The organism is Rhizobium sp. R86522, assembly GCF_042466255.1.
GTDB lineage: Bacteria > Pseudomonadota > Alphaproteobacteria > Rhizobiales > Rhizobiaceae > Allorhizobium.
The window spans coordinates 1,808,499-1,830,669 of record NZ_JAXHBX010000001.1; the positions used below are offsets into that span (position 1 = coordinate 1,808,499).

General features: G+C 62.9%; 22 protein-coding genes and 1 pseudogene. 5 read left to right on the forward strand and 18 right to left on the reverse strand.

Going from position 1 to position 22,171, the window contains the following annotated elements:
• The first annotated feature begins 6 nt into the window (after positions 1–6).
• A complete protein-coding gene (locus tag SJY08_RS08660) occupies positions 7–852 on the forward strand; it encodes a patatin-like phospholipase family protein (RefSeq protein WP_377275322.1) in 846 nt (281 codons plus the stop codon).
• On the opposite strand, the gene SJY08_RS08665 is transcribed toward SJY08_RS08660, so the two are convergent.
• On the reverse strand, positions 804–1,367 hold the full coding sequence (locus SJY08_RS08665; protein ID WP_377278521.1) for a GNAT family N-acetyltransferase: 564 nt from the start codon (positions 1,365–1,367) through the stop codon (positions 804–806). The genes SJY08_RS08660 and SJY08_RS08665 overlap by 49 nt on opposite strands.
• Positions 1,359–2,468, reverse strand: a pseudogene (locus tag SJY08_RS08670) (anhydro-N-acetylmuramic acid kinase); the annotation flags it as partial. The gene SJY08_RS08665 and the pseudogene SJY08_RS08670, both read right to left, overlap by 9 nt.
• A 138-nt stretch (positions 2,469–2,606) precedes the next feature.
• Here SJY08_RS08670 and tyrS point away from each other — a divergent pair.
• The 3 genes from tyrS to trmFO all read left to right on the forward strand — a co-directional run bounded on the left by tyrS (position 2,607) and on the right by trmFO (position 5,817).
• Positions 2,607–3,863 carry a tyrosine--tRNA ligase gene (gene tyrS / locus SJY08_RS08675; RefSeq protein WP_300890651.1) on the forward strand — a complete coding sequence of 419 codons (1,257 nt, stop codon included), beginning with the start codon at positions 2,607–2,609 and terminating at the stop codon, positions 3,861–3,863.
• A gap of 258 nt (positions 3,864–4,121) precedes the next feature.
• The gene (locus tag SJY08_RS08680) at positions 4,122–4,265 is read left to right on the forward strand and encodes a DUF1127 domain-containing protein (protein ID WP_006728564.1); all 144 of its coding nucleotides are present in this window, start codon (positions 4,122–4,124) and stop codon (positions 4,263–4,265) included.
• 142 nt (positions 4,266–4,407) lie between these two features.
• Positions 4,408–5,817: a methylenetetrahydrofolate--tRNA-(uracil(54)-C(5))-methyltransferase (FADH(2)-oxidizing) TrmFO gene (gene trmFO, locus SJY08_RS08685; RefSeq protein WP_377275323.1), complete on the forward strand. Its 1,410-nt coding sequence runs from the start codon at positions 4,408–4,410 to the stop codon at positions 5,815–5,817.
• An 8-nt stretch (positions 5,818–5,825) separates the two neighbouring features.
• Here trmFO and SJY08_RS08690 read toward each other — a convergent pair whose 3' ends face one another.
• From SJY08_RS08690 to yajC, 5 genes are all read right to left on the reverse strand, one after another.
• Positions 5,826–6,275, reverse strand: coding sequence for a hypothetical protein (locus SJY08_RS08690; RefSeq protein WP_377275324.1), 450 nt, complete (start codon positions 6,273–6,275; stop codon positions 5,826–5,828).
• A gap of 99 nt (positions 6,276–6,374) precedes the next feature.
• On the reverse strand, positions 6,375–7,229 hold the full coding sequence (locus SJY08_RS08695) for a phytoene/squalene synthase family protein (RefSeq protein ID WP_377275325.1): 855 nt from the start codon (positions 7,227–7,229) through the stop codon (positions 6,375–6,377).
• Positions 7,230–7,252: 23 nt separating this feature from the next.
• Complete coding sequence (locus tag SJY08_RS08700; RefSeq protein ID WP_377275326.1) at positions 7,253–7,651, reverse strand: Mth938-like domain-containing protein; 399 nt, start codon at positions 7,649–7,651, stop codon at positions 7,253–7,255.
• 4 nt (positions 7,652–7,655) lie between these two features.
• Positions 7,656–10,208: a protein translocase subunit SecDF gene (secDF, locus tag SJY08_RS08705; RefSeq protein WP_377275327.1), complete on the reverse strand. Its 2,553-nt coding sequence runs from the start codon at positions 10,206–10,208 to the stop codon at positions 7,656–7,658.
• A gap of 62 nt (positions 10,209–10,270) precedes the next feature.
• Positions 10,271–10,618: a preprotein translocase subunit YajC gene (gene yajC / locus SJY08_RS08710; protein WP_377275328.1), complete on the reverse strand. Its 348-nt coding sequence runs from the start codon at positions 10,616–10,618 to the stop codon at positions 10,271–10,273.
• Positions 10,619–10,823: 205 nt separating this feature from the next.
• On the opposite strand from yajC, the gene SJY08_RS08715 reads away from it, so the two are divergent.
• Positions 10,824–11,696 carry an ATP-binding protein gene (locus SJY08_RS08715; RefSeq protein ID WP_377275329.1) on the forward strand — a complete coding sequence of 291 codons (873 nt, stop codon included), beginning with the start codon at positions 10,824–10,826 and terminating at the stop codon, positions 11,694–11,696.
• A 74-nt stretch (positions 11,697–11,770) separates the two neighbouring features.
• On the opposite strand, the gene SJY08_RS08720 is transcribed toward SJY08_RS08715, so the two are convergent.
• The 11 genes from SJY08_RS08720 to nagZ all read right to left on the reverse strand — a co-directional run bounded on the left by SJY08_RS08720 (position 11,771) and on the right by nagZ (position 22,124).
• Positions 11,771–13,306, reverse strand: a complete 1,536-nt coding sequence (locus SJY08_RS08720) for a peptidoglycan DD-metalloendopeptidase family protein (protein WP_377275331.1) — start codon at positions 13,304–13,306, stop codon at positions 11,771–11,773.
• Between the two features lie 179 nt (positions 13,307–13,485).
• Positions 13,486–14,139 carry a protein-L-isoaspartate(D-aspartate) O-methyltransferase gene (locus SJY08_RS08725; RefSeq protein WP_054150151.1) on the reverse strand — a complete coding sequence of 218 codons (654 nt, stop codon included), beginning with the start codon at positions 14,137–14,139 and terminating at the stop codon, positions 13,486–13,488.
• A complete protein-coding gene (gene surE / locus SJY08_RS08730; protein WP_377275332.1) occupies positions 14,136–14,906 on the reverse strand; it encodes a 5'/3'-nucleotidase SurE in 771 nt (256 codons plus the stop codon). Before surE ends, SJY08_RS08725 begins: the two co-directional genes overlap by 4 nt.
• Positions 14,907–14,928: 22 nt before the next feature.
• On the reverse strand, positions 14,929–16,212 hold the full coding sequence (gene serS, locus SJY08_RS08735; RefSeq protein WP_054150149.1) for a serine--tRNA ligase: 1,284 nt from the start codon (positions 16,210–16,212) through the stop codon (positions 14,929–14,931).
• Between the two features lie 104 nt (positions 16,213–16,316).
• Entirely contained in the window at positions 16,317–17,126 is an 810-nt protein-coding gene (gene tatC, locus SJY08_RS08740) for a twin-arginine translocase subunit TatC (RefSeq protein ID WP_054150148.1), read from the reverse strand.
• The gene (tatB, locus tag SJY08_RS08745) at positions 17,123–17,923 is read right to left on the reverse strand and encodes a Sec-independent protein translocase protein TatB (RefSeq protein ID WP_377275333.1); all 801 of its coding nucleotides are present in this window, start codon (positions 17,921–17,923) and stop codon (positions 17,123–17,125) included. Before tatB ends, tatC begins: the two co-directional genes overlap by 4 nt.
• Before the next feature lie 114 nt (positions 17,924–18,037).
• The gene (locus SJY08_RS08750; RefSeq protein ID WP_054150147.1) at positions 18,038–18,259 is read right to left on the reverse strand and encodes a twin-arginine translocase TatA/TatE family subunit; all 222 of its coding nucleotides are present in this window, start codon (positions 18,257–18,259) and stop codon (positions 18,038–18,040) included.
• A 12-nt stretch (positions 18,260–18,271) separates the two neighbouring features.
• A complete protein-coding gene (locus SJY08_RS08755; protein WP_377275334.1) occupies positions 18,272–19,399 on the reverse strand; it encodes an ABC transporter ATP-binding protein in 1,128 nt (375 codons plus the stop codon).
• A gap of 89 nt (positions 19,400–19,488) precedes the next feature.
• Positions 19,489–20,214, reverse strand: coding sequence for an SMC-Scp complex subunit ScpB (scpB, locus tag SJY08_RS08760; RefSeq protein WP_377278523.1), 726 nt, complete (start codon positions 20,212–20,214; stop codon positions 19,489–19,491).
• Between the two features lie 12 nt (positions 20,215–20,226).
• A complete protein-coding gene (locus SJY08_RS08765; protein ID WP_377275335.1) occupies positions 20,227–21,096 on the reverse strand; it encodes a segregation and condensation protein A in 870 nt (289 codons plus the stop codon).
• On the reverse strand, positions 21,096–22,124 hold the full coding sequence (gene nagZ, locus SJY08_RS08770; RefSeq protein WP_377275336.1) for a beta-N-acetylhexosaminidase: 1,029 nt from the start codon (positions 22,122–22,124) through the stop codon (positions 21,096–21,098). The genes SJY08_RS08765 and nagZ overlap by 1 nt, the downstream gene beginning before the upstream one ends.
• Positions 22,125–22,171: the final 47 nt, after the last annotated feature.

Here is a 22,171-nt window from a genome sequence, read left to right on the forward strand (position 1 = left end):
TTTTGAATGACCTCACCCCTCACCTTTGACGCCGTCGGCCTCGCAGGCGGCGGTAACCGCTGCTACTGGCAGAGCGGCTTCCTCAAGGCCTATAGCGAACATCATCCGCTCAAGCCGCGCTTCTATGTCGCCGTTTCGGCCAGCGCCTATCACGGCGCGATGCACCTTGCCGGCGTCGGCGACCGTGTCAGGGCTTCCGCCTTCGCCTTTGCCGAAAAGGGCCATCGCGGTGTTGACTGGCGGGCGCTCCGGCGGCGGGAATCGCCGCTCGTGGTCGGCGCCCTCTTCCGGCAACTGCTCGCAGACGCGTTTGGCGAACAAGAACTCGCCGCGCTAAAGGCAGCACCGCCGATGCTGATCCAGCTCTCCGGCCTGCCGGACTGGATGCCCGGTGCGCTCGGTGCACTGGGCTCGATCGGCGCCTACCAGATCGAAAAGCTTCTGACCGACGGCACCCATTCCAAGGCGGGTCTGCGGATGAAATTGCGCCCCACCTGGATCTCGACGCACAATTGCGACTATCCCGGCGAACTTGTCGATGCGCTGATGGCAACCTCGTCCGTGCCGCCCTTCATGCCGGTCGGGCGCGTCAGGGGTCGCGCCTATCTCGATGGCGGCCTCGTCGACAATCCACCGCTGATGAAACTGAGCGAGGTCGAGACCAAGGGCTGGAAGACACTGCTTCTGACCACCCGATTTGGCCGACAGCCGCCTTCCGCCCCCAATCGCGTGGTGGTCGGCCCGAGCGAGGACATCCCGGTCAGCAAGTTCTCTGTCGGCGACGCGGCCGGGATCCGGCACGCCTATGAAGTGGGTTTGCGGGACGGGCTGGCGTTTGCGCGATCCGCATAAACGGCTCGGGTCATTTCAAAGAAGCGGCAGGGTTCCCCTCGCACGGTGCGCATGTCAATTTCCCGGAAGCCTGTCTTTTTGAGGATGTGTAAGGAGGCTGCGTTGTCGACATGCGCCATGGCCTCCAGCCGTTGTCCGATCTCTGCCTCGAAGAACCACCCCACCAGAGCACTGGCGATCTCGCCGGCATATCCCATCCCCCATTTCGACCGTTCGATCGAATAGGCAAGTTGATGGACCTGCGCGTCCTCATACCAGCTGATGCCGGCGCGCCCGACGAATTGCGAACCACTGGCCGTCATCAGCTTCAAGGTGGAGAAGCCATGGCGGTGAAAGCCTGTCCGCCACCCCGCCAGTCGCTCTCGTGCGTAGTCCCGATCCCAGGGCTTGCCGTTCCCGACATAGGCGCTGGTCTCCGGCGTGCCGTGCAATTCGACAAGACGCTCTTCGTCACCATCCAACCACCGTGTCAGGACAAGACGCGGTGTCCGCAGGATCACGGATGGCGCCAGCACACCACCAATGACCGGCGCTTTCACGCCGGTCGTTCCCGGAAAGGTCAGCGGCAGCCCCCGCGCCGAGCGCACCGCAAGATAAGCCCAGGCCTCTGCCTCCATGGCGTCACCATCGAAGCTCGCCTGTTCGGCAGTGAGCACCGTCGCCCCCTGTTCGCGGGCAAGGCTCACAAGATCTACCATGATCGTTCGGTTCAGGCGGCCCCCGCCGCAGATCACATAGGTCTTCGGAGAGCTGGGGAGATGGCCGGCCGACTTCAGGATAGCGGCCGCAGAGACATAGGCGAGTGTGCGGGCACCGTCGGATAGCTCGGCCTCGTGGCCTTCAGGCGGACGAAAATCGTTGCGGTCCAGCGAGCGGCGCGTGCTTGCGGTGAAGAAGGAACTGTCCAGATAGCGCTCGGCGAGCGGCATGATGACCGAACCTTCAGAGGCGATGCGACCGCCGTCGTCGTAAGGTATGCCCGCATGGGCCTCGACCCATTGATCGATCAGCGTGTTGCCCGGTCCGCTGTCGAAGCCGATGATCGTGCCGTCGCGATCGAGGTAGGTGAGGTTCGAGATGCCACCGATATTGACGAAACACACCGGCCAGTTCTCGGGCAGAATCTGCTGCGCCAGAGCCTGGTGATAGACCGGGACCAGCGGAGCGCCCTGCCCGCCATGCACCATGTCATTGGCGCGCATGTCATAGACCACGTCGATGCCAGTTTCGTCCGCCAGCAGCGGCCCGTCGCCAAGCTGCACGGTCAGGGCGTCGTCCGGCCTGTGCAACACCGTTTGGCCGTGGAGGCCGATGAGGTCGATGTCCTCACGCTTGAGCTTCTCTTGCTGCAGGAAAAGCGCCACGGCCTGTGCATGACGTAGAGTCAGGTCCCTCTCCATACGGGAGAGTTCTCCCGGCCGTTCGTCGCGTTGCTTGATGGCTTTCGCGTCTTCCAATGCCTGCTTCAACCGCTCGCGGAAGGCGGGCTCGTAGGGCACGGAGAGGAAACCGCCGCGCTCGACGACCGCCTCGCCATCGGTACGGACCAGCGCCACATCGATGCCATCCATCGAGGTGCCGCTCATCAACCCGATTGCCGTCCTGATTTCCGCCATTTCACACCCGATTCGGTCCGTCAACTCGCCGGACATTCATGACCGAGACGGGTGCACAATTCAAAAAACAATGCTAAAGCCCGCGCGGATTTTAAAGTGTGCCACCGAAAGACCAGAGAAACCGAAAGCAACAGCGTCATGACGAAGTTCAAGTCCGATTTCCTCCGCATCCTCTCCGAGCGCGGCTTCATTCATCAGATGTCCGATGAAACGGGGCTTGACGACCTGCTCGCCAAGGAGAGCGTGACGGCCTATATCGGCTATGACCCGACGGCATCCAGCTTGCATGTCGGCCACCTGATGCAGATCATGATGCTGCGCTGGTTCCAAGCCACCGGCCACCAGCCGATCTCGCTGATGGGCGGCGGTACCGGCATGGTCGGCGACCCCTCCTTCAAGGAGGAGGCGCGCAAGCTGATGACGATCGAGACGATTGAAGAAAATATCGCCTCGATCAAACGCTGCTTCTCGCATTACCTCGACTACAACCAGGGGCCGAAGGGCGGCGCCCTGATGATCAACAATGCCGAATGGCTGCGTCCGCTCAACTATCTCGAATTCCTGCGCGATGTCGGCCGGCATTTCTCGGTCAACCGCATGCTCTCCTTCGACAGCGTCAAGACGCGGCTTGACCGCGAGCAGTCGCTGTCCTTCCTCGAATTCAACTACATGATCCTCCAGGCCTACGACTTCGTCGAGCTGAACCAGCGCTACGGCTGCAGGCTGCAGATGGGCGGTTCCGACCAGTGGGGCAACATCATCAACGGCATCGACCTCGGCCACCGCATGGGCACGCCGCAGCTCTATGCGCTGACCGCACCGCTGCTCACCACCTCCTCCGGCGCCAAGATGGGCAAGTCGGCCTCGGGCGCTGTATGGCTCAATGCCGACCTCTTGCCGGTCTATGACTTCTGGCAGTACTGGCGCAACACCGAGGATGCCGACGTCGTGCGCTTCCTCAAGCTCTTCACCATCCTGCCGATGGACGAGATCGCGCGTCTCGCAGCGCTTGGCGGGTCGGAGATCAACGAAGCCAAGAAGATCCTAGCCACCGAAGTGACGACACTGCTGCATGGCCGGGAAGCCGCTGAGCAGGCTGCCGAAACGGCCCGCAAGACCTTCGAGGAAGGGGCGCTTGCCGACACGCTGCCGACTGTCGAAGTCGCCTCGGCGGAACTCGAAGCCGGGATCGGCCTGCTCGGACTGATCGTCAAGGCGGGCCTTGCCGCCTCGAACGGCGAAGCCCGCCGTCACGTGCAGGGCGGTGCGGTCAAGATCAACGATGCAGGCGTCTCCGACGAGCGCATGTCTGTGGGCACTGCAGAGGTCACGGCGGATGGCGTCATCAAGCTTTCGCTCGGAAAGAAGAAGCACATCCTGATCAAGCCGGTCTGATCAACGACCAAGCCCCCAGAACGCCTTCGAAAAGCCCGCAATCGCGGGCTTTTCTGCATCGGTAAACGGGCGTTAACGCATGGCGCATTTTTCGCCAGCCGACCCGGCCTGCCACATATCACGGCAACCTCATGCACAAATGCATAGCAGTCGCATATTATTTGCACTGCACAATCTTGTTTTACGAGCGTATAAGAAGGTCAATCGCCGATGCGGGAAAGACCGCAGGATCAGCGAACATTCGACGAGGAAACGACCATGAACCCGATCCGCATTGCAAAGAACTGGATCAGCTACCGCCGCACGATGAACGAACTGGGCAACCTGTCTTCGCAGACCCTGAACGACATCGGCATCACCCGCTACGAAATCCGCAACATCGCTTCGCGCTCCTTCCGTTAATCGGACCTGCGAGAAGCAGCCTGTCAAACGGCACCGCATGGTGCCGTTTTTGATTCCTGCGTCGCGAATGTGAACGCTCAGCGAGCTGCATGGCTTCAGACATGATAGACCTCGCGCCGCGAGCCGTGATATGGAGCCGCCCATGACAAACAGCTCCTTCTCCCTCATTCACATCATCGGCGGCGGTCTTGCAGGCTCGGAGGCCGCCTGGCAGGTGGCCCAGGCCGGCGTCCCGGTCATCCTGCACGAAATGCGCGGCGTGCGTGGCACCGATGCACACAAGACAGACGGCTTGGCCGAACTGGTCTGCTCCAACTCCTTCCGCTCCGATGATGCGACCTCGAATGCCGTCGGCGTCATCCATGCCGAGATGCGGCTCGCCGGTTCGCTGATCATGGCCTGCGCCGACAAGCATCAGGTGCCGGCGGGTGGCGCGCTCGCCGTCGACCGCGACGGCTTTTCGGACGCCGTCACGGCCGAGATCCAACATCATCCGTTGATATCAGTCGTGCGTGAGGAAGTGACGGGCCTGCCGCCGGAGGACTGGGATCTCGCCATCATTGCGACAGGCCCCCTGACCTCGCCGGCACTCGCCGAAGCCATCCGCGAGCGGACCGGCAAGGATGCGCTTGCCTTCTTCGATGCGATTGCACCGATCGTGCATACCGACAGCATCGACATGGACACCTGCTGGTTCCAGTCGCGCTACGACAAGGTAGGCCCCGGCGGCACGGGCAAGGACTATATCAACTGCCCCCTCGACGAGACACAGTACAATGCCTTCATCGACGCACTGATTGCCGGTGACGCCGTCGGCTTCAAGGAATGGGAAGGGACGCCCTATTTCGACGGCTGCCTGCCGATCGAAGTCATGGCGGAACGCGGCCGCGAAACGCTGCGCCACGGGCCGATGAAGCCGATGGGCCTCACCAATGCCCACAACCCGACAGTCAAGCCCTATGCCGTCGTGCAGCTGCGCCAGGATAATGCGCTGGGCACGCTCTACAACATGGTCGGTTTCCAGACGAAGCTGCGCTACGGCGCCCAGGCCGAGATCTTTCGGATGATTCCGGGCCTTGAAAATGCGGAATTTGCCCGGCTCGGCGGGTTACACCGCAATACCTATATCCACTCACCGACCCTTCTCGACCAGAGCCTGCAGCTGAAGGCCCGTCCGGGCCTGCGCTTCGCCGGCCAGATCACCGGTTGCGAAGGCTATGTAGAGAGCGCCTCGATCGGCCTGCTGGCCGGGCGCTTTGCAGCGGCCCAGCGCAAGGGCGAGACGATCAGCGTGCCACCGGCGACGACCGCGCTAGGCTCGCTGCTCAACCACATTACCGGCGGCCATATCGTTTCCGACGAGGAGCCTGGCAAGCGCTCGTTCCAGCCGATGAACATCAATTTCGGATTGTTCCCCGAGCTTGAGCCCGGATCGATCGTCAAGCCAGAGGGCGTCAAGCGCTTCCGCGGCAAGGACAAGACGATCATGAAGCGTCAACTGATCGCCGCGCGCGCCCTTGAACACTGCAAGACCTGGCTCGGCGCTGCCTGACGGCGGCGTCAGCCGGTCGTGCCTGAGGCGGGGTCCGCCTCTCGGTCGGCATGGCCGAGGTAGTTTCCGAGCAGCCAGAGGGAAACCTCTGCCGCGATTGCCGGGTTGGCAAAGGTGAACTCGCCGTTGTGGGAGGGGGCGTCGAGAAACTCGACGGCGATCCCCTTGCCGTTCGGCAAGGCGCGGACACGTACAGTGCCGGGCTCGATCAGATGGCAGGCGAAATGGTTGCGCATGCTGCGCATGAAGCCTGCCTTGTTGTCATGCAGACGGACGAAGACGGCCTTGCCGTCGACTGTGGCGTGCAGGCTGCGGATTGCCTCCTGCGGAAAGGCGCGGCCGAATTCGAGGATAGCGAGGCCAGCGTCCTGAAATCCCTCATCCTCCTGGCGCATACTACGCGTAGAGAAATAGGCCAGCCCCATGACGAGCGCAAAGACGATACCCCAGGTCACCATGATTTGATCTCGCCTCCTTCCGCGCACACACACTATCGCAATGGCTGCTAACAGGCGAGCCTTGCGTGAACGTGGTGTATCCGGGACGTGACCGCTGCGTCAGACCCGCCCCGTCAGCAGCAGACGCATCATCGCCATCTGCCGTCGCCATTGCGGCGGGCGAATATCGGTCGAGAGAGTGGCATGGCCGATCTTCATCGCTCGCTTGAGCAACGGTTCTGCCAGCGTCGCCGGCAGGAAGGCGGCAAGCAGGCTCTTCGGTATTGCCCCGGCCGCACGCGCCTTGCGCAGGTGATCGAGACCGAAACCGGCAAAGGCCTGGATGGCGGCAGTCACCCGCTCGTCGTTGCCCCCGGCCAGAAATGCGTCCCGGTCCAGTCCGACGGAGGCAAGGATCTGTGTCGGCAGGTAAATCTGCCCTCGGGCCCGATGGATCGGCATCAGCAGGATCGCGCCGGCAACTGCAAGCGCCACACCCGCATGCCCTGCGATCTCGGATACAGCTTCGGCAGCCTCTACATCAAGGACCAGAGATGAAAGCTGGATGAGCGCCGCTGCCGTCTCGCCGGCATAGCCTTCGAACATCGCGGTCGTTTCCATCGGATCGTCGTAAAGGTCGAAGATGCGCGCGTCGGCCATGGCGACGAGTGGCGCCACAGGCAGCCGCCAGGTCTGTACGGCGCGAAGAAGCTCGGCTGCAACGGGGTTTGCAGCGGTCTCGCCATGCGCCGAGCCCTCGAGCAGGTCGCGCCAGTATTGCAGTCGCACCTCGCCCGGCAAGGGTTCACGGACGACGTCGCGCACGCGGGCAAGCTCGGCGTTGTAGGCATAGAGCGCGACGATAGCAGCACGCCGATCGGCCGGCGTCAGAAGGCTCGCGAGATAGCGGTCGCGATCCGACTCTTGCAAGGCCCGCAGGCAAGGAGCCTCATTGGCCGACGGGGTCTCGCTCACAATGCACCTTTCGAGGGACGGGTTCAGACTGCGATCAACGCGGCCGCGACCGGACGCTGCTCGGCCAGCATGATGTTATACGTGCGGATTGCAGCACCGGTTCCCATGGGATCGGTCGCAATGCCCCTCGCCTTCAATGCGACCCGCAAATCGGGGACGACAAGGCGCAACTGCCGGCCGGTGCCCAAGAGCAGGAATTCGATGCCGGTTTCGGCAAATACGCGCGCGAGTGAGGCTTGCGTGATCGGCTCCTCTTCGGTCTGCTCCCAGCCATAGACACCGGAAGGAAGCAGGAGAAGCGATCCACGATGCGACATGTCGGCAAAGCGGAAGCCACCATTGCCGTAACTGTCGATACCGGGCCGCCCGGGGAAATGGGCGTCACGGATGGTGACGCCCTTGTCTCCGAAGCCAAAAACCATCGGATCAGGCCCCGGCCTTGGCCGGAACCTGCTCGCCCTCGGTCTCGTCCCGCTGGAAGTTTTCCGGACGCAGCTTGAAGGCGATCAGAACCGGGCCAGCGATGTAGATCGACGAGAAGGTTCCGATCAGAACGCCTGCCAGCATGGCGAAGGTGAAGGAGGCAATGACTTCCCCGCCGAACAGATAGAGCGCCCCAAGAGCGAGGACCGTACTGCCGGCGGTCAGAACCGTACGCGAGAGCGTCTGGTTGATCGATTCGTCGATCAGCACCTCAAGCGGCATCTTCTTGTATCGCCTGAGGTTTTCTCGCATTCGGTCATAAACGACGACCGTATCGTTCAGCGAGTAGCCGATGATCGTCAGGATCGCCGCGATACTTGTCAGGTTGAATTCAATGCCAGTCAGGACGAACAGGCCGAGCGTGAAGACAACGTCGTGCAGGGTGGCGATGATTGCGCCCAGCGCGAACTGCCACTCGAAACGGAACCAGATGTAGATCAGGATGCCGAACAGGGCTGCCGCAACGCCGATCGTCGCCGAATAGGTCAGGTCGCTCGAGACCGATGGTCCGACCACCTCGACACGGCGAAAGTCGTATTCCGCCTCCAGTTCGCCACGAACCTTGCTCAGAGCCGACTGTTCGGCATTCTCGCCGCCATCCTGCGCCTGCAGGCGGATCAGCGCGCTGGCATCGTCGCCGAAGCCCTGCGCCTGCACTTCGCCGAGGTTCAGCTGGCTCAGACGGTCGCGGATATCGGAGAGATCGGCGGTTCCGTCACGTGCCTGCACCTCGATGATGGAGCCCCCCTTGAAGTCGATCCCGAGGTTCATGCCAACAGTCGCAAACCCAACCAGGGAGGCAACCGAGATGAGCATGGCCAGTCCGAAATTGAACTTCCGGGCCGCCATGAAGCGAATGTTGCGGTTGTCGAAGAAACCAGTGCGTACGCTTTTCGGAATGTGCTTCGGGCGCTTCCAGCGGTACCAGAAGGCCATCAACCAGAAGGTCAGGGTGAAGGCAGTAAAGACGGTCGTCACGATACCGATCGACAGGGTGACGGCGAAGCCGCGCACTGGGCCGGACCCGAGGAAGAAGAGAACGACGGCCGCGATCAACGTCGTCAGGTTCGCGTCGATGATCGTCGCAAAGGCCTTCTTGAAGCCGACCTCGATCGCCTGCACCAAGGGCCGGCCATTGCGGGCTTCCTCGCGAATGCGCTCGTAGATCAGAACGTTCGAGTTGACGGCCATACCCATGGTGAGCACGATACCGGCGATGCCAGGCAAGGTGAGCGTAGAGCCGATCATCGACAGGGCCGCGAGGATCAGGGCAATATTGGCCGCGAGCGCGATGTTCGCCATCACGCCGAAGGTGCCATAGAAGGCGAGCATGAAGAGAACGACCGCGATGCCGCCAATGATGCTGGCGGTCACGCCGGCATTGATCGAATCCTGGCCGAGGCCGGGGCCAACGGTGCGCTCCTCGACGACCGTCAGCGTCGCCGGCAGAGCACCGGCGCGCAGCAGAACTGCGAGATCGTTTGCGCCTTCGACCGAGAAATTGCCGGAGATCTGTCCGGAACCGCCGAGGATCGGCTCGCGGATGACGGGCGCGGAAATGACCTGCTGGTCGAGGACGATGGCGAAGGGATTGCCGACGTTTTCCTGCGTTGCCTGGGCAAAACGCTGGGCACCGCGGCTGTCGAAGCGGAAGCTGACGACCGGCTCATTGGTGCGCTGGTCAAAGGCTGCCTGGGCATCAACGAGGTTTTCACCCGAAATCAGCGCACGACGCTCGATGAGATAGGGAACGGCCGGGTCATCGGCCGAATAAAGGATCTCCGACTGTGCCGGCGGACGCGTGTTCATCGCTTCCGTGACCGGCATCGTCGTGTCGACCATGTGGAAGGACAGTTTGGCCGTCTGGTTCAGAAGCGCTTTCAGGCGCTGCGGATCAGTCAGGCCCGGGACCTGGACGATGATGCGGTCATCCCCCTGGCGCTGGATGAGCGGTTCGGTCGTCCCCAATTCGTCGACACGGCGGCGAACGACTTCCATCGACTGCGTCAGGGCAGAGGATACGCGGTAGTCGATGCCCGCGTCGGTCAGCGTCAGGCGCAGCACGCCGCCTTCGGCCTGCTCAAGAGCGACCTCGGTCACAGAACCGCCGGTCAGACCGCCGATGCTGACGGGATCGGTCAGCGAGCGCAGCGCTTCGATTGCTTCCGGCACCTTGTCCGCATCGGTAATGCGAACCTGGATCTGCTGGCCGACGCCGGAAAGGCCCGTATAGCGGATGCCGGCTTCGCGAAGCTGGGTCCGGACGTCGCCGACGATCGTCTCAAGGCGTTCCTTGACGATATCCTGGCGCTCGAGCCTCAGCATGATGTGCGAGCCGCCCTGCAGGTCGAGGCCGAGCGTCACCTTGCTCGTGGGGAACCAGGAGGGGAATGCTTCCAGTTCCTCGTCCGTGAAGGCATTGGGCAGGGCGACAAGGACGCCGAGCGCAACGGTCAACCAGATGAACAATGTCTTCCAGCGGGAAATGTAAAGCATGGAACTCTCGAATCAGGGCATCGGAAAATGGCAAAGGCCGGCGCAAGGCCGGCCCAGCGGGATCAGGCGGCGGTTTCGGTCTTGACCGGTTCGCCCTTGACGCGGACTTCCGCCACATACTGGCGCATTGCACGAACCTTCACGCCGTCGGCGATTTCGAGTTCGAGTTCCTTGTCGTCGATCACCTTGGTGACCTTGGCGACGATGCCGCCACCCATGATGACCTGATCGCCACGACGGATGGCAGACAGCGTCTCTTCACGCTTCTTCATCTGCTGGCGCTGCGGACGGATCAGGAAGAAATACCAGACCACCATCAGCGGTGCGAAGAGCAGCAGCATTTCCAGTCCGGATCCCATCGCGCTCGGGGCAGTAACTGCGTCCTGGGCAAAGGCCTCGGTGATAAACATGAAAGACTCCCTATTGAAGCGTATTGGGGAGCCGCCCGGCCCCCTCGTCAGGTCGCCGGAATATAGTGAGAGAGCCCATGAATGCAACAGAAACAGCGCCGGGGCGTACCATTTTCAGGCCCCTTACCCTTTATGCCCGCAATTCTGCGTGATACCGCCCAAGCTCAGGCTTGCACAGCCGGACCGGACGACGAGGAGCAGGACGATGGATGATCAGACCGTGAGCGCACTTCTGGCGGAAGTGAAGCGTCTCACCGAGGCCGTGGAACGGCTGGCAGGGCCGGCACCCGCCGTCAACGACTGGGAGGCCGCAGACTGTTTCGTCTGGTCTCCGGCACGGCTTCACCTGCAACCCGTCAAGCGACCGAACCGGGTGGAACTGGGCCTGATCCGCGGTGTCGACCATGTGCGCGACATCCTGCACGAAAATACATTGCGCTTCGCCGAAGGTTATCCTGCGAACAACGTGCTGCTCTGGGGTGCGCGCGGCATGGGCAAGTCGTCACTGGTCAAGGCCGTCCATGCCGACATCATCAAGACCAACGGCATCGCGCTGAAGCTCGTCGAAGTGCATCGGGAGGATATCTCGACGCTGCCGGGGCTGCTCGAGATTATCAAGGATGCGCCGCACCGGATCGTCGTCTTCTGCGACGACCTCTCCTTCGACCATGACGACACCGCCTACAAATCTCTGAAGGCAGCGCTGGACGGCGGCGTCGAGGGCCGGCCGGACAATGTGCTGTTCTACGCCACCTCTAACCGGCGCCATCTTTTACCGCGCCACATGATGGAAAACGAGCAGTCGACGGCGATCAACCCGTCAGAAGCCGTAGAGGAGAAGGTCTCGCTCTCGGACCGGTTCGGCCTCTGGCTCGGCTTCCACAAATGCAGCCAGGACGATTATCTGACGATGATCGACGGCTATGCCACGCATTTCACGCTGCCGCTGCCCCGCGAGCAGTTGCATCATGAAGCGCTGGAATGGGCAACCACTCGCGGCGGCCGCTCAGGGCGCGTTGCCTGGCAATACATTCAGGATCTCGCCGGACGCCTTCGGATCTCCACCGACCGCCGCTGAATCTTTACACCCGCAGAATCAGAAAGGCCCGGAGCGCGAGCTCCGGGCCTTTTCACTGACCTGTACGCAATACACTATTCCAGGTAAGTGATCGGGTTGACCGGAGCTGCATCCTTGCGGACTTCGAAGTGCAGCATCGGACGCTTGACGTTGCCGGTCATGCCGGATGTGGCGATGGTCTGGCCGCGCTGGACCTTCTGGCCACGCTGAACCGACAGGCTGTCGGCATGGCCGTAGACGGTGACCTTGCCATCGTCGTGACGGACGAGAACCGTGTTGCCGAGTTCCTTGAGGCCGTTGCCGGCATAGATGACCACGCCGTTCTCGGCGGCCTTGATCGGCGTGCCCTGCGGCACGGAGATCGCGATACCGTCGCTGCGCTTGCCATCGATATTGGCGCCAAAATTGGCGATCACGGCACCGCGGGCCGGCCAGCGATACTTGCCGATGCCGGTCAATTCGGGTGCGGCCGTTTCCGGCTTGGCAGCGGCGACTTCCGTCACCGACTTGTTGGCGGCCGGGGCCTGGTATTGAGCGGGCTGACCGGCAGCCGGCACGGAGGCCGTCTTGACCGGATCGGCGGCCGCTGCAGCCGGAGCCTGGGCAACTGCGGGTGCCGCGGCCCTCTTTGCCGGGACGACGAGCGGCTGTCCGATGCGGATGTTCCCGGTCGTCAGACCGTTGGCGCTCTTGAGATCATCGACCGAAATGCCATTGGCCTTCGCAATTCGCGCCAGGGAATCGCCGGGCTTCACGATGTAGGAGCCGGCACCAGCACCGGCGCCCGCATCCGACTTGCCGGTGGCGGCCGATGCCGAGACCTGCTGCTTTTCGCGGGAATTCGGGGCATTCGGCAGGACGGCGACGTTCTGCTGCTGGTCGCCCGGCAGCACAGGCTTGCGGCCATCGGTCGGCAGGCCGGAAGCATCGGCCGCAGCGCGGGCAGCATTGGGACCGCCGAAGGTCGGGATGATCACGAGCTGGCCGGGGGCCGCATCGCTGACATGGGTCAGACCATTGGCCTTGAGGAGTTCCTTCTGCGGAACGCCATAGCGATCGGAGAGCGTCGCGATGGTCTCGCCGGGCCGCAAGGTCACGCGGGCAGCACCGGCCGTCGACCAACCGCCCTGACGGGGCGTCGAACCGGTCGATGTCGGCTCGGCCAGAACCTGACCTGGGTTGACTGCAGCCACCTGACCGGCTTGCGGCCGAGGCGCAGATGGGAAGGGCTGCGCAAGCGCTGCAGCACGCTCGGAATTATTGCCAGAACCTGATGGCGCGGCGAGTTCGGCGCGCTGCACGGAGGCCGGCGTGCTTGCCGCCCGGGCAGATGCCGGTGCCTCGTAAGCCGGGCTTGCCGGCATCGGCTGTGCCATGGCCTGAGACTGGCCGTACATGCCGCCGCCACCGATGTTCTCGGCGGGGACCGGCGGCTGATTGCGCAGCGCGGACTGACGTGGGATGGAGGCTGTGGTCAGACTGTCGGTGGAGAAGACCGAGCTGAAGCGCGAAGCGTCTGAACTACACCCGGCCGCCGTACCGGCCAGGAGGAGCGCGCCGCACAAACGAGCGACAGACAATCCAGCTTTCGGCGATACACTTTTACGCATGACTCGACCCACATATGACACAACTTGATGTGGGTTCATTAAAGCGCGTTAGTATTACCGGTCAGTTAACCCCGTGGATTCGTTATGAACGAATTCGGCGAAGCGCATATAAATTATGCAAAGGCGGGCGCTCTTGCGCCTGCGCTCAAAGGGATCTGGAAAGTTCGGAAAATATGAATTCAGAGGTGCTGGGCGATCTTCGGCTGCAGGGGCAGGAAGGGCACCTCGAACAGATCCTCCCGCTCGAAGCGGCTCCCGGTCTTGGTCAGACGGACCATGACGCAGCGCTCCTCGTCCAGCATGATCGGTGCAAGCAGCATGCCGCCGGACACGAGTTGTTCGGCAAAGAATCGGGGCATGACGGGATAGGCCGCCGTGGACACGATACGGTCGAAGGTCCCCTCGCCCGGCAGCCCGTTCGAGCCGTCGACCTGGCGCAGGATAACGTTACGAAGCGCAAGCCGCTCCAATCGACCCTGGGCGCTCGCAATCAGGGTCTTGTATCGTTCGATCGAGATCACCCGCTCGGCGAGCCGCCCGAGAACGGCGGTCGCGAAGCCACTGCCGGTGCCGATCTCAAGCACCCGATGTCCTGGCTTCACCTGCAGCATGGAAAGCAGTCGAACGGCGAGATCCGCGCCCTCCATGAACTGCCCGCATTCGATCGGGATCGAGCGGCTGGAATAGGCGCTCTGGGCGTATTCGGGTGGAACGAAGCTCGAGCGATGGGTCTGCTCGACGGCCGTCAGCAGGTCGAGATCGGTGATGCCTTCGGCCCTGAGCCGCAGGACCAGAGCCGCAAAGCCCTCGCGCTCGACCAGGGCAGATCTCACACTGCATCCCCATCGGCGAGTGCTGCCGCAACCATGTCCTGCACTGCATAGTCGGTCATGTCGAGCTTCAGCGGCGTCACGGAAATCTTCTTCTCGCGCAGCGCATGAATGTCGGTTCCGGCGCGGAAGTTGCCCTTGCGGTCGCCGAATCGCAGCCAGAAATAAGGAAGGCCGCGCCCATCCTGACGCTCTTCCACCGAGAGGCCGAAGTCCAGCTTGCCCTGCGACGTGACATCAATGCCCTGCACCTCTTCCGGTTCACAATTCGGGAAGTTGAGATTGAGAAATGTGCCGGGTGGCAAATCGATCGTCGAAAGCTTCCTCAGAAGATCCGGCGCCAGGGCTTCTGCAACATGCCACGGGATCGGCGCACCCGCCTCGTAGCTATAGGCCTGGCTCAGCGCGAAAGACCTGACACCGTGCACCGTCCCTTCGATCGCACCGGCAACCGTTCCCGAATAGGTCACGTCGTCAGCCATGTTTGCGCCGGCATTGACGCCGGACAGGACGAGATCAGGCTTGCGGTCGAGCACCTTGCGGATCGCCATGATGACGCAATCGGTCGGCGTGCCACGCAGGGCAAACTTCTTGTCGTCGAGCTCGCGCAGACGCAAGGGTTCCGACAGCGTCAGCGAATGGGCAAGCCCGCTCTGGTCGGTCTCTGGCGCGACGATCCAGACATCGTCGGACAGGCTGCGGGCGATGCGCTCCAGGGATGCAAGGCCCGGAGCGTTAATACCGTCGTCATTCGTCAGCAGGATGCGCATGGCCACTCCGGTTGCGGCGTGATCAGGCCGCCTTCTCGATTTTCTTGATGCCGCCCATGTAGGGCAGCAGAACGTCAGGCACAGTGATCGAACCGTCCTCGTTCAGGTAGTTTTCCATGACGGCGATCAGGCAGCGGCCGACGGCCGTGCCAGAACCGTTCAGCGTGTGCACGAAGGTCGTGCCCTTGCCGTCCTTGTTGCGGTAACGCGCATTCATGCGTCGGCCCTGGAAATCGCCACAGACCGAGCAGGAGGAGATTTCGCGATAGGTGTTCTGGCCCGGCAGCCAGACCTCAAGGTCATAGGTCTTGCGGGCGCCGAAGCCCATGTCGCCGGTGCAAAGCGTCATGGTGCGGAAGTGCAGGCCAAGACGCTTCAGGACCTCTTCTGCGCAGGCCGTCATGCGCTCATGTTCGGCCATCGAGCTTTCGGCATCGGTGATCGAAACGAGTTCGCATTTCCAGAACTGGTGCTGACGCAGCATGCCGCGTGTGTCGCGACCGGCAGAGCCAGCCTCCGAACGGAAGGACGGTGTCAGTGCTGTAAAGCGCAGCGGCAGCTTTTCCTGGTCGAGGATTTCGCCCGAGACGAGGTTGGTCAGGGTGACCTCCGCCGTCGGGATCAGCCAGCGACCGTCGGTCGTCTTGAACAGGTCTTCCGCGAATTTCGGCAGCTGGCCGGTGCCATACATGGCGTCGTCGCGCACCATCAGCGGCGATGACACTTCGGTATAGCCGTGTTCGCTCGTGTGCAGATCGAGCATAAACTGGCCGAGGGCGCGCTCAAGCCGAGCGAGCTGGCTCGTCAGGACCGTGAAGCGGGCGCCCGAGAGTTTCGCGGCGCGCTCGAAATCCATGTAGCCGAGGTTCTCGCCAATCTCGTAGTGCTCGAGCGGCTTGTGGTTCCAGGTCGGCTTTTCACCGACAACGCGGGCGACGACGTTGTCGTGCTCGTCCTTGCCAACGGGCACGTCATCATGGGGAATGTTCGGGATGCGCGACAGGGCGTCGTTGAGCTCAGCGGTAAGCTGGCGTTCTTCCTCTTCGGCTGCCGGCAGCGTGTCCTTGAGCGAAGCGACTTCCGCCTTCAACTTCTCGGCGAGCTCCATGTCCTTCTGCGCCATGGCGGCGCCGATTTCCTTGGAGGCCGAGTTGCGGCGCGACTGCATGTCCTGCATCGCCTGGGCGACAGACCGGCGCTTCTGGTCGAGCGCGATCAGCGAGGCAGACAGCGGCTCGGCACCGCGCTTGGCGAGTGCGGCGTCGAGGGCCTCGGGGTTTTCACGGATCCACTTGATATCGAGCATCGTCGTTCCAGGTCTTGGTTTTCGACCGGGATCGGAGCTGGCCGGCGGCCACGTCCGGCCCCATGTCGGCATGGGTTAAATGCGGCGGGACCGCCCGGTCTGCCTCAGGCCTGCTCTTTAGAGCCAGCCTCGGCGAGTTCCGTGGCAGCGCGCTTCTTTTCGATGAGTCGCGCCGCATAGATCGCAACCTCGTAGAGAAGGATTGTCGGCAGTGCAAGACCGATCTGGGACAGCGGATCCGGCGGCGTCACGATGGCTGCGATGACGAAGGCAACGACGATGAAATACTTGCGCTTGTCGGCAAGCCACTGGCTCTCGAGGATGCCGACCCGCACCAGAAGACTGGTGACGACCGGCAACTGGAAGACGAGGCCGAAGGAGAAGATCAGGGTCATGATCAGACCTAGATATTCCGAGACGCGCGGCAGAAGCGAGATCGCAACGCCGCCCTCTTCAGGCGCCTGCTGCATGGCCAGGAAGAACCACATCACCATAGGCGTGAAGACGAAATAGACGAGCGAGGCGCCGAGCAGGAAGAGGATCGGAGACGCGACCAGGAACGGCAGGAAGGCAGCGCGCTCGTTCTTGTAGAGGCCCGGTGCCACGAACTTGTAGACCTGCGAGGCTATGACCGGAAAGGCAATGACCATGGCGCAGAAGGCGGCAACCTTCACCTGGGTGAAGAAGAATTCCTGCGGCGCCGTATAGATGAGTTCGGTCTTCGTTACGTCGAGCCCGGCCCAGTCCACTGCCCACTTATAGGGGACGACCAGCAGGTTGAAGAGCTGCTTGGCGAAGTAGAAGCAGACGAGGAAAGCGACGAAGAAGGCGCCGAGCGCCCACATCAGGCGCGAACGCAACTCGATCAGATGCTCAATCAACGGCTGGGGCTTGTCGTCCATATCGCCGCTCATGCGCGGTCCTCACTCTTGCTCTTGCGTGCCTTGGGCGCCGGCTTGGCCGTAGGTTCGGGAGCGGGCGCGGCCTTTGCCTTGGCAGAAGCAGCCCCAACAGTCGCCGGCTTCGGCTTCGCGGTTTTGGCGGCCGGGTTCGCTTCGACAGCGACGGGCACCGTCTTGGTCGACTTGGCAGGCGCCTTTATAGCAGCTGGCGCCTTGGCGGCCGGCTTGCGGGCTGCCGTCTTCTTTGCAACCACGGGCGTGGAGGCCGGTGCGGAGGTCGCCGGAGCCGTGGCAGCAACCGCAGGCGCCGCAGCGGCTGCTGCCGGCGCAGGTGCTGCTGTTGCGGCGGGTGCTGGCGACGCGGGCTGGGCGACTGCTGCCGGCGCAACAGGCTGCTGGACCACGGGCTTCAGCTCCTCGGGCGGTTCGCCAAGGCCGAGCGGCATCTCGGGCAGGATCGAATTGTCCTCGTAGCCGTTGTCCAAAGGCGCGGATTTTGGCTCAAGACGCGTGGACCGCTCCAGGTCGGACTTGATCTCCTGCCCCATCTGGCGCAGCGGATTGAGCGTCTCGCGGATCGTGTTTGCCGGATTGAGCGACCGGATGTCGTTGACCGAATTCTTCAGGTCATCGAGCTCTGCCTCGCGCAGGGCCTCGTCGAACTGGGCGCGGAATTCGCCTGCAGTCTGACGCAGGCGCTTGGTCATCTTGCCAAAGGCCCGGATCATCGGCGGAAGGTCCTTCGGACCCACCACGACGATCAGGATGACCGCAATCACCAAAAGCTCGGTCCAGCCTATATCCAGCATGCAAACGGGCTCCTGATGCCACGCCATGGCGCCTCAAGACGGGCGCCGGTCTTCCAAGATTTCAACGAAGAACGGGCAGCTCAAGGAGCCGCCCGTCCGATCGGCTTCGGCCGATCACTTTACCTCGTCGGCCTTGTGGTCGACCGTCTTCGTCACGGTGGGCTGTGCGTTGGAGGCGGTCTGCTTCTCGCTCTCGTCCTCTTCGCTGATGCCCTTCTTGAAGCTCTTGATGCCCTTGGCAACGTCACCCATCAGTTCCGGGATCTTGCCGCGACCGAAGAGAAGCAGGACGATCGCCAGAACGATGATCCAGTGCCAAATGCTAAACGAACCCATGCCTGCCACTCCTTAGATTTTCGTTTCCCCGATGTAGGGGCTTTGCGGTGTCTTTTCAAACACCAAAATGTCCTTGGGCTCAACCGCAATCGTCACGTCGCGCACACCCGCTGACAACATGTCGGCCCGAATCCGCGCTCGAACCGGTCGCTCTGTGCCGGGAACGGCAAGATCGAGCAACTCGACGACGCCAAGGAAGCGCCGCGCGATGATGCGGGCCGGAATGGGACCGCCGCTTTCGCGAACCGACAGACCGGAGAGCCGCACCGCAACTTCAACCTCGGCGCCTTCGGCAATGTCTCCGGAATCGGCGGCCCCCAAGGGCGTCTCGACGCGACCGCCACGCACTCTCCCGGAGAATTCGTTGATCTCCGAGAAGAAGGCAGCCGCGAAAATGTCGTTGGGCCGGCGATAGAGATCGTCCGAGGTCCCAACCTGCACGAGCCGACCATTCTTCAGCAATGCAATCCTGTCGGCCATGCGCATGGCTTCCTCGGCGTCATGGGTGACGACGACGGCAGTCGCGCGGGTCTCACGGAGAATTGCGAGCGTGTCCGCCCGCACGGTGTCTTTCAGGCGCGAATCGAGGCCGGAAAAGGGCTCGTCCATCAAGAGCACGCTCGGCCGGGGTGCGAGCGCTCTCGCCAGTGCCACGCGCTGCTGCTCGCCGCCCGACAGGGCATGCGGAAACTTATCGGCATAACGCGCGAGGCCGACGCGCTCCAGCGCAACCATGGCTTCGGCCACAGCCTCTTTGCGTGGCAGTGCAGTCAGGCCAAAGCGGGCATTGTCGAGAACGCTCATGTGCGGGAACAGGGCAAAATCCTGAAACATCAGCCCGATGCCACGCTTCTCCGGCGGCAGAAAGGTTTGGGGACCGGCCACTTCGCGGTCGTTGATCAGAACCCGGCCTGCGGCCTGCGCCTCGATACCGGCAGCGATCCTGAGCAGTGTCGTCTTACCCGATCCGGAGGGACCCAGCAGGCAAAGCACTTCGCCCGGTTCGGCGGTCAGCGACACGCCACGGATCGTCTCCTTGCCGTGATAGCGATGCTGAATGTCCTCGAAGGTCAGGCGCGCGGCAAAGGTTACGCCCGCCGTGCGCTGGCCGTCTCCATGCTGGATCTTCGCTGGGTTCATTCTGCCGTCCGCGCGGCTCATCCCGGATCGTTGCGGATTTTTGGAGCCGCACGACCCGGCATCACCGGTCACCGTTGAAAAAGCTGACCCTATTCCTCTGCTTCACCGCCCGGAGTCAAGAGGCCGAGTTCCTCAAGGTCGAGCTGGGTAATCGGATCTTCCTCGTCGGTCAGATCGTCATGGGCCATGGGAAGCGGTATGTTGAAGTTGGCGGGGATGCGGCCAGACAGCAGCCCTGCCCCCTTCAATTCTTCGAGACCGGGCAAATCACGCAACTCTTCCAATCCGAAATGATCGAGGAAATCGCGGGTCGTGCCGAGCGTGACAGGACGGCCCGGCGAACGACGGCGACCGCGAAACCGCACCCAGCCGGCCTCCATCAGCACGTCGAGCGTGCCCTTGGAGGTCTGGACGCCTCTGATGTCCTCGATCTCGGCGCGCGTTACCGGCTGGTGATAGGCAATGATCGCAAGCACTTCGAGGGCGGCACGCGAGAGCTTCTTGACCTCCGCCTCGTCGTTGCGGATGGCAAAGGACAGGTCTGCGGCTGTGCGAAAGGCCCAGTGGTCGTCGACCTGCACGAGGTTCACCCCGCGCGCAGCATAGTCCTGCTTCAGCTGGTGGAGGATTTCGGGCGCTGAAATACCGCGCGGCAGACGCTCCTCGATAAAGCTTGTCGAGACGGGCTGGGCCGAGGCGAAGATGAGGGCTTCAGCGATCCTCAGCGCCTCGCGGCGATCGAGCTCTGCGCGCAGGGATGCGGAATGACCGCCCTCCTCTGGTTCCATGCCCTCCTCCGGCTCGCGATCGTCCACATCGGCCACGGCTTACTCCACCGCCTTGAGCGCCTCGGCCCTCGGGCCGCTGCGCATGTAGATCGGCTGAAAGGCACCGTCCTGGCGGAGTTCGAGGCGGCCCTCGCGCACCAGCTCAAGCGAGGCTGCGAAGGCACTGGCGATCGCGGTCACCCGTTCCTCCGGGCTCGGCAAGTAGCGCAGCAGGAAATGGTCGAGCGCCGTCCAGTCGGAGATCTCGCCGATCATGCGGGTGAGAATGCCGCGCGCGTCCGAGAGTGACCAGACGCGCCGCTTCTCGATGGTCACCTGCGTGATCGCCTGGCGTTGACGCAGTGAGGCATAGGCGGTCAGCAGGTCGTAAAGCGATGCCTCATAGGCGCTTACCGCGCGCGAGGGGACATGCTCCGGCGCCCCGCGCGGGTGGACGTCACGACCGAGACGATTGCGGTTGATGAGGCGGCTTGCGGCCTCGCGCATCGCCTCCAGCCGCTTCAGGCGGAAGGCAAGCGTCTGGGCCATTTCCTCGCCCGAGGGACCATCGTCCTTCGGCTGCTGCGGGATCAGAAGACGCGACTTCAGATAGGCGAGCCAGGCGGCCATCACGAGATAATCGGCGGCAAGCTCGATGCGAATGCGCCGCGCACTTTCAATGAAAAGAAGATATTGCTCCGCCAATGCCAGCACCGAGATGCGGGCGAGATCGACCTTCTGGTTTCGGGCGAGGAAGAGCAGCAGATCCAGCGGCCCTTCGAAGCCGGCGACATCGATCAGCAGCGCGGGGTCGCTTGCGGCCCTCTCCTCGGCCGTATCCTGCCAGAGGCTGTCCATCGGCGTCGGTGCCGGTGTCTCCCCGTTGGAAGTCCGGTTCAAAACCGTCGGCTGGACGGGACCACGCACCATCAGGCCACCGCCATCAGGTTGGCGAATTCGTCGCGAAGGGCCTGCTCGTCGGCAGCTTCCGGAACACCAAATACCGCCTCGACGGCATCCGCCCGCTCCCGTGCCTTGCCGGAGAGCTGCGACACGGCTGCAGCAACGGCTTTCATCTCGTCCATATGGCCATGGCAATGCAGGACCACATCGAGGGCGGCGGCGATACGCACCGCGCGCTCGCCGATCGTGCCCTTCAGTGCATTCATCGAGATATCGTCGGACATCAGCAGCCCCTCGAAGCCGATCGCCTTGCGCACGATTTCCTCAGTCACAATCTGAGAGGTCGAGGCGGGATGATCGGGGTCGATGTCGGTATACACGACATGGCAGCTCATGCCCATCAACTCGTGGGCCAGCGCCTTGAAGGGCACGAAATCATGGGCTTCGAGTTCAGCCCGCGGCACGGTCACAACAGGCAATTCGTGGTGGCTGTCGGCCATACCCCGACCGTGGCCGGGTATGTGCTTCATGACCGGCAGCACGCCGCCGGCCTTCAGGCCATCGGCTGCCGCCTGCCCCATCTTGGCAACGACATGCGGATCGTTGGAATAGGCCCTGTCGCCGATGACGTTGGAGGCACCGACGATCGGCACATCGAGGACCGGAAGGCAGTCGACATTGATGCCGAGGCGATAGAGATCGAAGGCGTGCAGGCGCGACATCAGCCATGCGGCGCGCAGCCCCTTCTCAGCGTTCCGGTCATAGAGCGCACCGAGATCGGCGCCGGAGGGATAACGCGGTGCGATCGGCTCGCGGATGCGCTGCACGCGCCCGCCTTCCTGGTCGATCAGCACCGGAACTTCGGCGCCGCCACCGACCGTCTCGCGCATTTCGGCGACCAGATCCTTGACCTGCTCCGCCTCGCCGATGTTGCGCCCGAAGAGGATGAAACCCCAGGGCTGTTCATCACGATAGAAAGCCTTCTCGTCAGGGCTCAAGCGCTGGCCGAGGCAACCGAGGATCATGGCTTTGGCGGGTCGGGACTGTGTTGTCATGGCAAGACCATATCGAGAGGGAGAAGAAAGCGAAGGGCCCGGGAGTG

Excerpts from the sequence above, each read along its gene's own strand:
- SJY08_RS08700 (WP_377275326.1), bottom strand. The coding sequence starts at position 7,651 with ATGGTTTTTGGCTTCGGAGACAAGGGCGTCACCATCCGTGACGCCCAT.
- SJY08_RS08715 (WP_377275329.1), top strand. The coding sequence starts at position 10,824 with ATGGATGATCAGACCGTGAGCGCACTTCTGGCGGAAGTGAAGCGTCTC.
- tatC (WP_054150148.1), bottom strand. The coding sequence starts at position 17,126 with ATGAGCGGCGATATGGACGACAAGCCCCAGCCGTTGATTGAGCATCTG.
- yajC (WP_377275328.1), bottom strand. The coding sequence starts at position 10,618 with ATGTTTATCACCGAGGCCTTTGCCCAGGACGCAGTTACTGCCCCGAGC.
- SJY08_RS08750 (WP_054150147.1), bottom strand. The coding sequence starts at position 18,259 with ATGGGTTCGTTTAGCATTTGGCACTGGATCATCGTTCTGGCGATCGTC.
- SJY08_RS08765 (WP_377275335.1), bottom strand. The coding sequence starts at position 21,096 with ATGGTGCGTGGTCCCGTCCAGCCGACGGTTTTGAACCGGACTTCCAAC.
- SJY08_RS08755 (WP_377275334.1), bottom strand. The coding sequence starts at position 19,399 with ATGAACCCAGCGAAGATCCAGCATGGAGACGGCCAGCGCACGGCGGGC.
- SJY08_RS08680 (WP_006728564.1), top strand. The coding sequence starts at position 4,122 with ATGAACCCGATCCGCATTGCAAAGAACTGGATCAGCTACCGCCGCACG.
- SJY08_RS08660 (WP_377275322.1), top strand. The coding sequence starts at position 7 with ATGACCTCACCCCTCACCTTTGACGCCGTCGGCCTCGCAGGCGGCGGT.
- serS (WP_054150149.1), bottom strand. The coding sequence starts at position 16,212 with ATGCTCGATATCAAGTGGATCCGTGAAAACCCCGAGGCCCTCGACGCC.
- SJY08_RS08690 (WP_377275324.1), bottom strand. The coding sequence starts at position 6,275 with ATGGTGACCTGGGGTATCGTCTTTGCGCTCGTCATGGGGCTGGCCTAT.
- tyrS (WP_300890651.1), top strand. The coding sequence starts at position 2,607 with ATGACGAAGTTCAAGTCCGATTTCCTCCGCATCCTCTCCGAGCGCGGC.
- tatB (WP_377275333.1), bottom strand. The coding sequence starts at position 17,923 with ATGCTGGATATAGGCTGGACCGAGCTTTTGGTGATTGCGGTCATCCTG.
- surE (WP_377275332.1), bottom strand. The coding sequence starts at position 14,906 with ATGCGCATCCTGCTGACGAATGACGACGGTATTAACGCTCCGGGCCTT.
- SJY08_RS08720 (WP_377275331.1), bottom strand. The coding sequence starts at position 13,306 with ATGCGTAAAAGTGTATCGCCGAAAGCTGGATTGTCTGTCGCTCGTTTG.
- nagZ (WP_377275336.1), bottom strand. The coding sequence starts at position 22,124 with ATGACAACACAGTCCCGACCCGCCAAAGCCATGATCCTCGGTTGCCTC.
- trmFO (WP_377275323.1), top strand. The coding sequence starts at position 4,408 with ATGACAAACAGCTCCTTCTCCCTCATTCACATCATCGGCGGCGGTCTT.
- secDF (WP_377275327.1), bottom strand. The coding sequence starts at position 10,208 with ATGCTTTACATTTCCCGCTGGAAGACATTGTTCATCTGGTTGACCGTT.